The following is a 12,968-nucleotide window of genomic DNA, read 5'->3' as shown; positions in this document are numbered from 1 at the left end:
TTGAGACCATTCTTGCCGCTTTTGTGTTAGTTAATCCTGCTTTTTAAACCCTTGTGGATAACGTTTATTTAATTCATTAATGTTAGTTTTAGCAACTTCATCAAACGGAATATCAGCCCATTCGGCAATTTGTGAAAGATACCAAAGAACATCACCCATTTCATGAATAAGTTGTTGGCGATCTAATTTACGACCACGGAAGGTATAGTTCTTCACTAGGTCAACTACCTGACCAGATTCGCCGGCTAATCCTAACGCGCAATTAGTTAATACTTGTTCATTACCATAGAGCGTCCGCTTTGCTGCATTTTGGTATTGATCAAAATCCATTAATTATGTTCCTCCCCAATTCGCTGCTCAATCCAATTCCACACTTGATCCTTCCCCTGCTTTTTAACAGCAGAGAATAATACCAATGGTGTCTTAGGTGTTAAGTCCAGCGTTTTGATAATATCATTTTTTACCCGATTTCGGGCGTTTGGCTTAACTTTATCAATCTTCGTACCAACAATTAAAGTTGGAATGTCATAATAAGCAAGCCACTGATACATTGAAACATCATCAGCTGTTGGTTTGTGCCGACCATCAACCAATTGAATAACGCCACGTAATTGTTGACGTGTTGTTAGATATTCCTCAATCATCTTACCAAACCGTTCCCGTTCCTTTTTAGAAACTTTTGCGTAGCCATAACCAGGAACATCAACAAAGTAAAGTTCATCTTCAACATTATAGAAATTTAACGTTTGCGTCTTCCCGGGCTGGCTAGACGTATGAGCAAAGTTTCGCCGATTGATAAGGACATTGGTTAATGACGACTTACCAACGTTGGAACGGCCAACAAGAGCAATTTCTGGGTAGTTAGTTGCAGGGTACTGTTTGGGTTCTACTGCACTGATCGTTAAATCAACATTATTGACTTGCACTGCCTTGCACTCACCTTTCTTAGATTATGAAGCTTCCTTTTCGCCCTTCATAACATATCGTGGCTCTGTGTGTTGAGTAACACAACGCTTGTCAATAATTACCTTTTCAACGTCCTTCCGACTTGGCAAATCAAACATTACATCACGCATAACTCCTTCAATAATCGAACGAAGACCCCGGGCCCCGGTGTTTCGCTTAATTGCTAATTGAGCCATTGCACGTAATGCTCCATCAGTAAAGGTTAACTGACTGCCATCAAGACGAATTAATTCTTGATACTGCTTAACAAGCGCATTCTTCGGTTCAGTTAAAATCCGAACAAGATCATCTTCATCGAGCTTTTGTAATGCCGTCATTACCGGGAGACGACCAATAAATTCTGGAATCAACCCGAATTTCAGGAGATCTTCAGGAATAACGTGTTGCAAAATATTCTTTTCGGTAACATTAGCAGCCTCATCAGAATTCGTCCCAAAGCCGATTGTCTTATCACCAAGACGTTCCTTAACAATTGTCTCGATTCCATCAAATGCACCACCGACAATAAAGAGAATGTTCTTGGTATCAACCTGAATAAATTCCTGTTGAGGGTGTTTCCGACCACCTTGAGGAGGAACATTAGCGATGGTCCCTTCAAGGATCTTCAAGAGAGCCTGTTGAACACCTTCACCGGAAACATCACGAGTAATTGAAACATTTTCACTCTTCTTCGAGATCTTATCAATTTCATCGATATAGATAATTCCCTTTTCAGCCGCTTCAACATCGAAGTTTGCAGCCTGAAGAAGCTTTAAGATAATGTTTTCAACATCTTCACCGACATACCCTGCTTCGGTTAATGTGGTTGCATCGGCAATTGCAAAAGGAACGTTTAGAATCCGTGCTAGTGATTGAGCTAAGTAGGTTTTCCCCGAACCAGTTGGTCCAATTACTGCAATGTTACTCTTTTGCAATTCGGTATCATTATTATCCCCAGTTGTCATCGCATTAACCCGTTTGTAGTGGTTATAAACCGCAACAGAAAGGGTCTTCTTAGCATCAGACTGCCCAATTACATAGTCATCAAGCTTGCTCATGATTTCTTCAGGTGTTGGGACTTTAAACGTACTGTTTTTACGGTCCTCTTCAAGTTCTTGATCAATAATTTCTTGGCATAGGGCAACACATTCATTACAGATGTAAACCCCAGGGCCCGCAACAATCTTTTTTACCTCATCCTGCGATTTACCACAAAATGAACAGTGGACTGAATCCATACCACTAGTATCTTCAAACATGGATTGTAGCCTCCTATTAAATATACTGTTTTAATAATAACAAACTTAACTGATTAATTCGAATGATTAGTTTACAAAAATAATCAAAATTAAATTAACACGAATGTCACAGTAACACAAATGGCTTCAAGAGCTTGCTTAGAAAAAACGAACTCTTGAAGCCTATTTGCAACTACGAAAGCATGGGACAAATAAACACTTCCCATGCTTTTCGCGCTTAAATATTATTTAACTGATAATAGGATCGATTACTTATCTTCCTTCTTATCATCGGCCTTTTCAACTTGCTTAGCTGAGTCAGCAACCAAGTCAACAGCCTTCCGGATCTTAATGTCATGTGTAAGCATGTCTTCAGACAAAGCATTCTTAACTTGGTCTTCCTTCATGCCGTATTGCTTAGCAAGATCACTAATTTCATCCTTGATTTCATCTTCGGTTGCAGATAAGTCTGCATCATCAACGATTGCTTCAAGAACTAAGTTAGTCTTAACCCGTTGTGCAGCATCAGCAGCGAATTGCTTCTTCAAATCATCTTCCTTAGTACCAGTGATTTGGAAGTACATTTGTGGGCTAATACCTTGTTGTTGCATTCCAGCTAAGTATTGTTGCATTTGACGGTTAGTGTCTTCATCCAACATTGATTGTGGAATATCTTGAATTTCGGCATTTTCAACCGCAGCGTTAATTGCTGCATCTTCAATAGCAGCCTTAGCTTGGTTGTCCTTGTTTTCTTGTAATTCCTTCTTAGTCTTGTCCTTTAATTCGGCAAGAGTATCAACATCTTCGTCAACATCCTTAGCAAAGTCATCATCAAGTTCTGGAAGTTGCTTTTCCTTGATTTCGTGAACCTTTACCTTGAAGATAGCTTCCTTACCAGCTAAGTCTTTAGCATGGTAATCTTCAGGGAATGTAACCTTAACATCAACATCATCGTCGGTGTTGTGACCAATCAATTGATCTTCAAAGCCAGGAATAAATGATCCTGAACCTAATTCAAGGGAGTAGTTGTCAGCGGAGCCACCATCAAACTTCTTGCCATCAATGCTACCTTCGTAGTCGATAACAACAGTGTCGCCCTTTTCGGCTGGCTTGCCTTCCTTCAATACAAGTTCTGCTTGTTGTTGACGCTTCTTTTCAAGTTCAGCGTCAACGTCAGCATCACTAACTGTAGTGTCTTGCTTTGGAACTTCCATTCCCTTGTAGTCGCCAAGCTTTACTTCTGGCTTAACGTCAACACTAGCAGTCAATACCCAAGGTTGATCCTTGTCCATGCTCTTGATATTAATTTGTGGTTGAGCAACAGGTTCAATACCAACTTCCTTAACAGCATCACTGTAAGCTTGTGGCAATACCTTGTTTAAGGCATCTTGGTAAAGTGATTCTTCACCGTACATTTGGTCAAAAATTTGACGTGGTACCCGACCCTTACGGAAACCTGGAACAGTAATCTTCTTCTTGGTTTCTACGAAGGCTTCGTCAAGTCCCTTCTTAATAGTGTCGACATCGATTTCAAATGTCAAAGTACCTTTGCTGGCGTCGCTATCGCGTTCCCATTTTGCTGACATTTTATTTCCTCCAATATACATCAGATTGACCAAACACTAATCAGGCTGGTCTTTACATACTCTACTAGTTTACCGTACGTAAGTAGTAATTGCAACTAATCAAGAAATTCGATCAGATAAAAATTTAAAAACAAAAAAGGCTCGGAAACCGAACCTTTTTCTCACTAAAACTAATAATTAAATTAGTCTAAGACGTCGGATACAACACCGGCACCAACAGTGTGTCCACCTTCACGAATAGTGAACTTAAGACCCTTTTCAAGGGCAACTGGCTTTTGTAATTCAACAGTGAATGTTACGTTATCACCAGGCATAACCATTTCTACACCATCTGGTAATTCAATAGTACCAGTAACATCAGTTGTGTGGAAGTAGAATTGTGGACGGTAGTTTGAGAAGAATGGAGTGTGACGGCCCCCTTCTTCCTTGGTCATAACATAAACTTCACCCTTGAACTTCTTGTGAGTTTGGATGGAACCTGGTTCAGCAAGAACTTGACCACGTTCGATTTGATCGTGTGAAATACCACGAAGCAATACACCAACGTTGTCCCCAGCTTCACCAAGATCAAGAGTCTTGTGGAACATTTCCAAACCAGTAACAGTTGACTTAAGAACGTCGTCAGTCAAACCAACGATTTCAACTTCGTCACCGATCTTAACAGTACCACGGTCGATACGACCAGAAGCAACAGTACCACGACCAGTAATAGTGAAGACGTCTTCGACAGGCATCATGAATGGCTTGTCAGTAGGACGCTTTGGAGTTGGGATGTAGTCATCAATAACATCCATCAAGTGAAGGATAACCTTTTCTTGTTCTGGGTCACCTTCAAGTGCCTTAAGAGCAGAACCACGAATAACTGGAACATCGTCACCAGGGAAATCGTATTCGCTAAGTAAGTCACGAACTTCCATTTCAACCAAGTCAACCAATTCATCATCGTCAACCAAGTCAGTCTTGTTCAAGAATACAACGATGTATTGAACACCAACCTGACGGGCAAGAAGAATGTGTTCACGAGTTTGTGGCATAGGACCATCAGTTGCGGCAACAACAAGGATAGCACCATCCATTTGTGCGGCACCGGTGATCATGTTCTTAACGTAGTCCGCGTGACCTGGAGCGTCGATGTGAGCATAGTGACGCTTTTCAGTTTCGTATTCAACGTGGGCAGTGTTAATAGTGATACCACGTTCCTTTTCTTCTGGAGCTGCATCGATATCAGCGTAGTCTTCAGCCTTAGCCAAGCCCTTTTCTGATAATACCTTAGTGATAGCAGCAGTTAAAGTAGTCTTCCCATGGTCAACGTGGCCAATAGTACCAATGTTTACATGGGGCTTTGTACGTTCATAATGTTCTTTTTCAGCCATTAATGAAAACCTCCTGTGAATTTACAAGTATAATGCCAGTCATTTCAGAAAAATAACTGACACACCCTTATGGATATTGTACTACTTCTTTTCGCCAATGAAAAGATTAATCAAATGGCTCTCAAGAAGAATTCTATAACATAATATCAACTATCTGCCAATTTGTAAATAATTTAATTCATGTTTTTATTGTAATTTATCAATGAACTGATTTAGTCTTTTCTGCCAGTGGATAATTTGTTCGTTTTTGCCACTATATTCACCTGTAGTAGCTCGCTTATACATTACATCAATCCACTGTTCTGGATCGGTAATGATCTTATCAATTAACGGGTTTAATAAGATTGCTTGAAGATCTAGTTGAATTTGCAATGCTCTCAAAATTTGCGGGTCAGTTTGTCCTAGTCGCTTGCTTAATATTTGCTGACACTTAACAATTACCGAATCTTGGTAAGCGGTCGGTAAATTATTAGGAATAATTAAATGTTCTTTCTGATCGATACATAGCATTGTAATTTTCTCCTGGCATTTAAGCTGCTGCAATATATTTAAAATATCAGCCCTAACAAATTGTTGGGTAAATGGATCACGAAGCAAAAACTTTGCGCCAACCATAAAGTCAGCTAATGGGAGCTGGTCAGCAGCTAATAGTCGCTTTCGTTGTTCTTCTAACGGGTAATCGCCAAGGTGGTAGAAAGTCCGAAGCTGGTTTTGAATTGTTGCCTTAAATTCTTGACGATAGTTCAATTCCGCCCGTTGAACGAGGGGAAGCAGTTTAGCAATTACTTCCTCTGGCTGACGTAAAATCATTGCTCGCGTAGAAATAAAATGCTGAGCCTTTAATCCAACCTGAACAAGGAACTTCACATCATTTGCAAACACTTGGGGATCTTGAGTGGCAACTTGATAGGCAAGTTTGTACTGCTTCGAGTTATATAACGCCCTTGTTGTCCACTCGGTGAGTTGCTCATCATCCACCTCATTTTGTAAATCAAACAAAATCGTTGCTGCGTCCCGCCATTTATTTTCCGCAAAAAGTTTTTTAGCCTTTTCAAATTGCTCTGTTTGTTCAGGATTCATTTTTACTTCACCTTCAGCTCTTTTAAAATCAAGAAACCAGGAAGCTTAGTTCTAAATACCCAACTCCCTGATTTCCTCCAATATTATTTACGCATTATTCTTTTTGGCATGGTGTTTCCGGCCACGACCACGACCTGAATGCCGCTTTGCTTTTTTCTTATTATCCTGTTTGCTAGGTTCATTCTCTTCATTCTTCTGAGCGCTAACCTTTTTCCGTGAATTTTGGTTAACTTCCATAATTACCGGAAGAATTACCGGGTGCCGTTTGGTTTGGTCAAACAAGAACCTGTTTAATTTTTCTCGAACATCTTGTTTTAAGTGTCCCCAATCAAATTCCTTTTGATCCAAGTTCTCTTGAACAACCTTCTCAACTAAGTCAGCACTCTGCTTCATCAACTGCCGGTTAGTTTTAACAAAGACAAAACCACGAGACGTAATTTGCGGACGAGCAACGATCTTCTTATTCTTCCGGTCAATTGTTGCGACAACAACAAAGATTCCATCCTCAGATAATACTCGACGGTCACGTAAAACAATATTACCAATATCACCAATTCCCGTCCCGTCAATCATGGTATTAGCAACATCAATGTGTTCACCCACATGGAATTTGCCGTTCTTATAAGTTAGGACATCCCCCTTATTTACAATGAAGATGTTTTCTGCAGGGATTCCTACCTCTTCAGCTAATTCTGCATGGCGATCTAATAACCGATATTCACCCTGAATTGGAATAAAGAACTTTGGCTTCATAAAGTTAAGCATCAGCTGTTCGTCATTCTGATTTGCGTGTCCAGATGGGTTAAGGTCATCTGAAATGAACTTAACTTCAGCTCCGGTCCGGTAAATCATATCCTTAGTCTTTTGGACTTCGGTTTCTTGGGCATATGAAGGCGTCGTTGTAACAAAGACCAAATCGCTATCAGACAAATGAAGCTTAGGATTATCCCCATTAGCAATCTGCTGGAGCGACTTAATTGGTTCTCCCATCTTCCCGGTTTCCAAGATCACAACTTGGTCTGGTTCAAGATCATTAGCCTCTTCCATACTAATAAGCAGATCTTTAGGGAGTTTTAATTTACCTAATTGCATTGCGGTATCAATAATCTGCTCAATATCTTCACCTGAAAGGACTAATTTACGACCAACCTTAACAGCCGCATCAATAATTTGTTGGACCCGCATAATGTTAGAAGCAACACTAGCAACAACAATCCGCCCTTTTTGGTACTTAAACGTTTCAAGGATATATTCACCAATATCCTTTTCCCGTGCTGAGGCACCAGTAATTCCTGCTCCGGCAGAGTCACTCAACAATGCTAAAACTCCTTGAGAGCCAATTTCAGCTAACCGGGCAAGATCAGTCTGGTACCCCGTGCTAGCGGTTTGGTCAAACTTAAAGTCACCGGTATAAACAATGTTTCCTTCAGACGTTTCTAGGACAATCCCCAATGTTTCTGGAATTGTATGGGTGGTTGCAAAGAAAGAAACGGTAACATCGTTAAAATCAATTGCCGTTGACTCATCAACAACGTGAAAGTCATTAAACTTTTTAACTTCTTTATGCCCCTTGACTGCTAATTTGGCTAACGCAATTGTCATTTCGCTACCAAAAACAGGAACATCAAAATCCATTAAGAAGTATGGTAATGCACCAATTGCGTCAGCGTGTCCATGGGTAAGGAAGACACCGACAATATCGTTCTTCCGCTTTTTGAGGTATTCCCAGTCAGGAATGACAACATCAATCCCCATTAATTCATTTTCAGGGTACTTTAAACCAGCATCAAGAATGAAAATTTGATTTTCAATCTCGACAGCGTACATATTTTTTCCATTTTCGCGTACTCCACCAAATGGAATTATTTTTATACTACTCATTTAGCGAGCTCCTTTGTTTAGTTTTACCTTTTCTAGGCATTTTATCGTACAAAATCACTATGTAATATCTTACCACAGAATAGTTAAGAATTGGAATAGGAGTACCCTCCAGCTAAAATTTAAAAAAGAAAAAGCCAGAACTTTTCAGTTCCAGCTTTCCAATGTGATGAATTACCGACGAAGACCCAACTTTTGGATAAGGTCACGGTAAGCATTCAAATCGGTCCGACGTAAGTAAGCCAAAAGGTTACGACGGTGACCAATCTTCTTCATCAAACCACGTTGTGAGTGGTAATCATGCTTGTGTGTACGCAAGTGGTCATTCAATTCGTTAATATCTGCAGTTAAAACAGCAACTTGTACTTGGGTAGAACCAGTGTCACCTTCGTGAGTTGCAAATTCCTTGATAATTTGATCCTTACGTTCTTTAGAAATAGCCATGCTATTTTCCCACCTTTCAATTATATAAATGCGCCAAGTTCTAAGTATTGCGTCGGTGAGGATCGCAAAACTGAGAAGAGGCATGGTTCAAACAAACCTTTAATAATATAACCAATTTTTCCTCAAGATGCAAGTCAATCGTTTCAAAATTCTTCTTTACTATTGCATTGAGAACTAGTCTTTTGTATAATGACAGATGTTGAAAATTCTGGTCAACTGAATATTGGGTAACGGAGGTGAAACTCATGCCAATTATTAAATCAGCAATTGAACGTGTTCGTACTAGCGAAAAGGCTGAAGCACGTAACGCATCCCAATTAAGCAAAATGCGTACTGCTATCAAGAAGTTTGACAAGGCAAAGCTTGCTGGCGCAGATAACCTTGATGATCTTTACAAGGCTGCAATCTCAGCAATTGACCGTGCCCACTCAAAGGGTCTTATCAAGGCTAACAAGGCTGCTCGTGACAAGTCACGTCTTTCAGCACGTTACGCTAAGTAATTAAAAAAAGTGAAACTGAAAAGTTTCACTTTTTTATTTTTAAACGAAAGCTCCTAACGCTCAGACTAGAGTATTAGGAGCTCTTTTATTATTCACAGTTAGCTCATCCCTATACCTTGTTGCTGTCCATACTGAAGCATAAACAGTTGAAAGAGTAATCTGGGATCGCGTTGCGTTGTTTTCAATGCCTTTTCAATATTAACTAATCCTAAATATGCATTTTCTAATGCAAGTAAACTGAATTGACGAACGGTTCGAAGTCCTAACTTAACACGATATGGGTGGACCTTTAATTTTTGTGCCAAGCTTCCCTGACTAAGTCCTCGTGAACTCAAAATCTTAATTTGCAATAATAAGCGAAACTGACTAATCAATACTGCATTGATCCTCAATGGCGGTTGTTGTCCCGCGATCAATTGATCATATAAGTCAATAGATCTTGGTTGGTCATGTTTAAGAACCGCATTAACTAAATCAAAGACGTTTTCATCAAGCGATTGGGGCACTAGCTCTTTAACTGCCTGCTGGGTAATGTGTCGGTCCTGATACGTCAACAGTTTAAGCTTGCTTAAGTTAGCATTCATTAACTCATAGTCAGCATTGGTCCGTTGAACTAGCTCATCAATGGCCGTTTCATCAATTGTATACTGATCGCTAGTAAGCTCAGCACGGACCTGTTGCCGTGCATGTGCTTCATCTAAAGGAGCAGTATCAACTGTTACCGCTACCTTTTTTAGTTCTTTAACAATTTTTTTGCGTCCATCCAGTTTTTCATACGGTGCTAAGAAAACCAAAATAGTTGACGGCTCCGGGTGTTGTAAATAATTACTCAGCGAGTCAAGATCATGTTCAATTTTTGCTGGCCCCTTTTCTCCAGTAAAGAAATATGGCTTATTAATCAAAACTAGTCGTCGTTCACCAAAAAACGGGGCTGCCATTGCATCATCAAGGGCAACTGCTAACGGCGTTGTTTCCATATCATAACTCCCAACATTCATTACCCGTTCTTCTTTCGGAATTAGGTTAATAAACATCTCACGTACTCGTTGCAACAATACCTGCTGCGTTCCAAGAGCAAGGTAGATCATTGCAGGAGTTTTACTCGTTATTTGTTGTTTAAGCGTGGTAACATCCACCCGTATTCATCTCCTTTTAGTTTTGTTTGCCAATGATAGCTGCTTCCATAGTAACGGTACCGAATCATTCCATACCTCTGGGTTGATACCGGCTTAACATTATTTTTGCTTAACGTAATTAGGGTCTCCTGATTAGGATGACCGTATCGATTTTGTCTTCCAGCAGAAATAATCCCTATTCGTGGATGAAGTTGCCTTATGAATTGCGGATCACTTGATGTCTTACTACCATGATGACCTAATTTTAAGACATCTATCTTCAAATCAGGGTTACGGTGCATAATATTTCTCTCCCCCTGACGATCTAAATCTCCCATAAACATAAATTTGAGTTGACCAAAGACTCCTGCCAAAACCATTGAATCTTCATTCTTACCCTCGCTCTTATCAAAAGGATGCAAAACATAAAGATTTGAGCATGATAATTTATTACCAGCTACTACCGGAAGAATTTGAGGAATTTGTTGGCAATTGACAGGAATTAATCTTATCAAGGAGTGCTGCTTTTCCATCCCCTTTGGCACCACAAGCTGCTTTACTTTAAAGTTTTGTAAAACCGATGTTAAGTAACCAATATGATCTAAATCATGGTGGCTAAGGTAAATTGTATCGATTTTACTAACCCCGCAGCTCTTCAAATAATTAATACTGGTCTTCGTAGCATAATCCCTTTTTGTTCGCGCAGGTCGTTTCCCAAATAATAATTTTCCACCTGTATCAATAAGTTCAACTCGATTGCTAAAAGGATAGCGAATTATCACACTGTCACCCTGACCAATATCAACAAAGGTAACCTCACCATAAAGCGGTACATGAACAGTGATAAATGCAATGGCATATAAACCACCAAGAAAAAGCAATGATCTTAGCCGATAGTGATCAATTATTAATAAAGTTACAATAAATAACACCCAAATGATGATCGCTGATGGCTTACCAAACCTAATCACCCCAGGCCAATTACTTAGTTCACCTAAAAGCCACTCAAACTCCTTTAGCAAATAATTAACAAGCAACGGAAAAAGAGGTAGCCACTTAGATAATAATGCACTAATAATTACAGCTGGGAAAATAATTTCTGAAAAGAATGGAATAATAAGAAAGCTACAAATAAACGTTAACAGGTGGATTTCATAAACAAATGCCAATACCGATGGCAAACTAACCAGGTTTAAGAGTAATGACTGTCGATAAGAGCGAATCGTATTAGGAATAACCTGTAATGCAAACGATAATAAATAGCTCAACTGGCCACCGAGAGTTAGAAGAAGCCAAGGATCAAACAATAAACCGCCAAGCAAGCTCATTGCCCACCCATCAAGTGAACTTAATCCTGTCACCCGTTGAATCAAGTTCATCTCCGCCATGATTACAGCCCGGATCAAACTAATCGAGCCACCACCAATAATTAAATATATTGGCAGGCTAATAATTAAGAGCCATTCAATATCTTCACGATTAAAGTGTGCTCTAACCAATCCCTTTCTTAGGCAATCGGTTATTAAGACAACGTGCATCCCAGAAATACAAAACAAATGCAACAAACCTAACCGCTTAACATTTTCCATCATCTCTGCACTTTGGTCATTCTTCATCCCCAAAATCAGTTGTTGACAATAGCTAGCAAGCGGGTGAGGAAAATAACTAAAGTAGGTGTACAACTTCGCACGCAAAACGTGGCACCGTTGAATTAATCCCGACTGATAATTATTTACGACTCGTAGTTGCTTGCATTTAACCTGATTATAAATATGAAACTGCCAATAATAGCGTTGTGAATCGAATTGATTAAAATTAGTGGCCGGCTCAAGGGGACACTTATTTCCAGAGACCGTCCACCGCATCACGCTACTTGTCTTGCTGATTTTTTGCACTTCCTGATAATTCTTCGCAAAGTAAGCTAGAATCACTCTTTCACCAGTTTGAACATCTGTTGCCCGAGCACTAATAAAAGAGTCATTAATCGTTACTTGATCCGGTAAAACCAAGTATGTCCGATTAGTGATCTCGCACTGTTGTTTAACCGTAATTGACCGAATATTCTGCTGTTCATTAAAGCACCTAACTGCTGTAAAAATCGCGATACAACACGTTACGATTAAAACTGTTCGTTCTTTTAAGCTAATTATTCGATAAAAGGTCAATGCAAGAAGGAGCAGGAGCCAATAATAATGATTCAGGATAATCGCCGTTACTAACCCAGCAACAATTGCCGGAAAAATAACCCGATTATAAATCGCTACTTCTGCTTTGGATGAATGTATTGATCCAAAGCTACCTGTTCAAGGATATTATCGTCTAATTTAATTTGATTAAGGCGGATATTCTTTAATTTAATTAGTTTCATAGCATATTCATCATTATGATAATTCCGAATATAGTTAATTTCCTTGATTCCGGCCTGCAAAAGACTCTTTGTACATTGCAAACAAGGAAAGTCAGTTACGTATAAGCTAGCACCATCAGTAGAAATTCCAAACTTTGCACATTGCAAAATGGCATTCATCTCAGCATGAATGGTTCGTACACAATGGCCATCACGCAGGTAACAGCCATCGTCTATACAGTGAGCATCTCCTGAAACAGAGCCATTGTAACCACCGGCAATGATTCGTTTATCCCGTACTAAAACAGCACCAACGGATAACCGATTACAAGTACTTCTTGATGCTAATAATGCTGCTTGGATCATAAAATACTGATCCCAATCAATCCTCTTTTTCATCTTTTCCACACTTTCTGAATACTTTTGATGACTAGTATAACAAACTTAAAATCAAACTAAAAA

At 39.5% G+C, this 12,968-nt stretch carries 12 protein-coding genes; 1 reads left to right on the top strand and 11 read right to left on the bottom strand.

The window, feature by feature from the left end; all coding sequences use genetic code 11:
• Positions 1-30: 30 nt before the first annotated feature.
• From N4627_RS03640 to rpsO, 8 genes are all read right to left on the bottom strand, one after another.
• The gene (locus N4627_RS03640) at positions 31-330 is read right to left on the bottom strand and encodes a nucleoside triphosphate pyrophosphohydrolase family protein (protein ID WP_003716887.1); all 300 of its coding nucleotides are present in this window, start codon (positions 328-330) and stop codon (positions 31-33) included.
• Entirely contained in the window at positions 330-926 is a 597-nt protein-coding gene (yihA, locus tag N4627_RS03635) for a ribosome biogenesis GTP-binding protein YihA/YsxC (RefSeq protein WP_191337156.1), read from the bottom strand. Before yihA ends, N4627_RS03640 begins: the two co-directional genes overlap by 1 nt.
• Before the next feature lie 24 nt (positions 927-950).
• Positions 951-2,204: an ATP-dependent Clp protease ATP-binding subunit ClpX gene (clpX, locus tag N4627_RS03630; RefSeq protein WP_260965015.1), complete on the bottom strand. Its 1,254-nt coding sequence runs from the start codon at positions 2,202-2,204 to the stop codon at positions 951-953.
• A gap of 248 nt (positions 2,205-2,452) precedes the next feature.
• Positions 2,453-3,769, bottom strand: coding sequence for a trigger factor (gene tig, locus N4627_RS03625; RefSeq protein WP_260965014.1), 1,317 nt, complete (start codon positions 3,767-3,769; stop codon positions 2,453-2,455).
• A gap of 182 nt (positions 3,770-3,951) precedes the next feature.
• Positions 3,952-5,142, bottom strand: coding sequence for an elongation factor Tu (gene tuf, locus N4627_RS03620; RefSeq protein WP_003716883.1), 1,191 nt, complete (start codon positions 5,140-5,142; stop codon positions 3,952-3,954).
• A 186-nt stretch (positions 5,143-5,328) separates the two neighbouring features.
• Complete coding sequence (locus N4627_RS03615) at positions 5,329-6,222, bottom strand: hypothetical protein (RefSeq protein ID WP_003716882.1); 894 nt, start codon at positions 6,220-6,222, stop codon at positions 5,329-5,331.
• An 87-nt stretch (positions 6,223-6,309) separates the two neighbouring features.
• Positions 6,310-8,103: a ribonuclease J gene (locus tag N4627_RS03610; protein ID WP_003716881.1), complete on the bottom strand. Its 1,794-nt coding sequence runs from the start codon at positions 8,101-8,103 to the stop codon at positions 6,310-6,312.
• Positions 8,104-8,274: 171 nt separating this feature from the next.
• Positions 8,275-8,544 (bottom strand): 30S ribosomal protein S15, encoded by a 270-nt coding sequence (gene rpsO, locus N4627_RS03605; RefSeq protein WP_040531070.1) that lies wholly within the window; start codon positions 8,542-8,544, stop codon positions 8,275-8,277.
• Positions 8,545-8,789: 245 nt separating this feature from the next.
• Here rpsO and rpsT point away from each other — a divergent pair, with 245 nt between their 5' ends.
• Entirely contained in the window at positions 8,790-9,044 is a 255-nt protein-coding gene (gene rpsT, locus N4627_RS03600) for a 30S ribosomal protein S20 (RefSeq protein ID WP_003716879.1), read from the top strand.
• Between the two features lie 98 nt (positions 9,045-9,142).
• Here the strand turns inward: rpsT and holA are convergent, their stop codons facing one another.
• The 3 genes from holA to N4627_RS03585 form a co-directional block, all read right to left on the bottom strand.
• On the bottom strand, positions 9,143-10,180 hold the full coding sequence (holA, locus tag N4627_RS03595) for a DNA polymerase III subunit delta (RefSeq protein WP_003716878.1): 1,038 nt from the start codon (positions 10,178-10,180) through the stop codon (positions 9,143-9,145).
• Positions 10,150-12,324 carry a DNA internalization-related competence protein ComEC/Rec2 gene (locus N4627_RS03590; protein WP_260965013.1) on the bottom strand — a complete coding sequence of 725 codons (2,175 nt, stop codon included), beginning with the start codon at positions 12,322-12,324 and terminating at the stop codon, positions 10,150-10,152. The genes holA and N4627_RS03590 overlap by 31 nt, the downstream gene beginning before the upstream one ends.
• Positions 12,325-12,419: 95 nt before the next feature.
• Entirely contained in the window at positions 12,420-12,905 is a 486-nt protein-coding gene (locus N4627_RS03585) for a ComE operon protein 2 (protein ID WP_003716876.1), read from the bottom strand.
• Between the last annotated feature and the right edge of the window lie 63 nt (positions 12,906-12,968).

It is taken from the genome of Limosilactobacillus vaginalis, assembly GCF_025311515.1.
Classification (GTDB): domain Bacteria; phylum Bacillota; class Bacilli; order Lactobacillales; family Lactobacillaceae; genus Limosilactobacillus; species Limosilactobacillus vaginalis.
Note: the sequence above shows the minus strand (reverse complement) of the source record. Positions and strands in the feature narration are given on the sequence as shown.

Bases quoted from the DNA above. Each gene is read 5' to 3' on its own strand.
- N4627_RS03615 (WP_003716882.1), bottom strand. From the start codon at position 6,222: ATGAATCCTGAACAAACAGAGCAATTTGAAAAGGCTAAAAAACTTTTT.
- N4627_RS03610 (WP_003716881.1), bottom strand. From the start codon at position 8,103: ATGAGTAGTATAAAAATAATTCCATTTGGTGGAGTACGCGAAAATGGA.
- rpsO (WP_040531070.1), bottom strand. From the start codon at position 8,544: ATGGCTATTTCTAAAGAACGTAAGGATCAAATTATCAAGGAATTTGCA.
- N4627_RS03585 (WP_003716876.1), bottom strand. From the start codon at position 12,905: ATGAAAAAGAGGATTGATTGGGATCAGTATTTTATGATCCAAGCAGCA.
- rpsT (WP_003716879.1), top strand. From the start codon at position 8,790: ATGCCAATTATTAAATCAGCAATTGAACGTGTTCGTACTAGCGAAAAG.
- N4627_RS03640 (WP_003716887.1), bottom strand. From the start codon at position 330: ATGGATTTTGATCAATACCAAAATGCAGCAAAGCGGACGCTCTATGGT.
- tuf (WP_003716883.1), bottom strand. From the start codon at position 5,142: ATGGCTGAAAAAGAACATTATGAACGTACAAAGCCCCATGTAAACATT.
- tig (WP_260965014.1), bottom strand. From the start codon at position 3,769: ATGTCAGCAAAATGGGAACGCGATAGCGACGCCAGCAAAGGTACTTTG.
- clpX (WP_260965015.1), bottom strand. From the start codon at position 2,204: ATGTTTGAAGATACTAGTGGTATGGATTCAGTCCACTGTTCATTTTGT.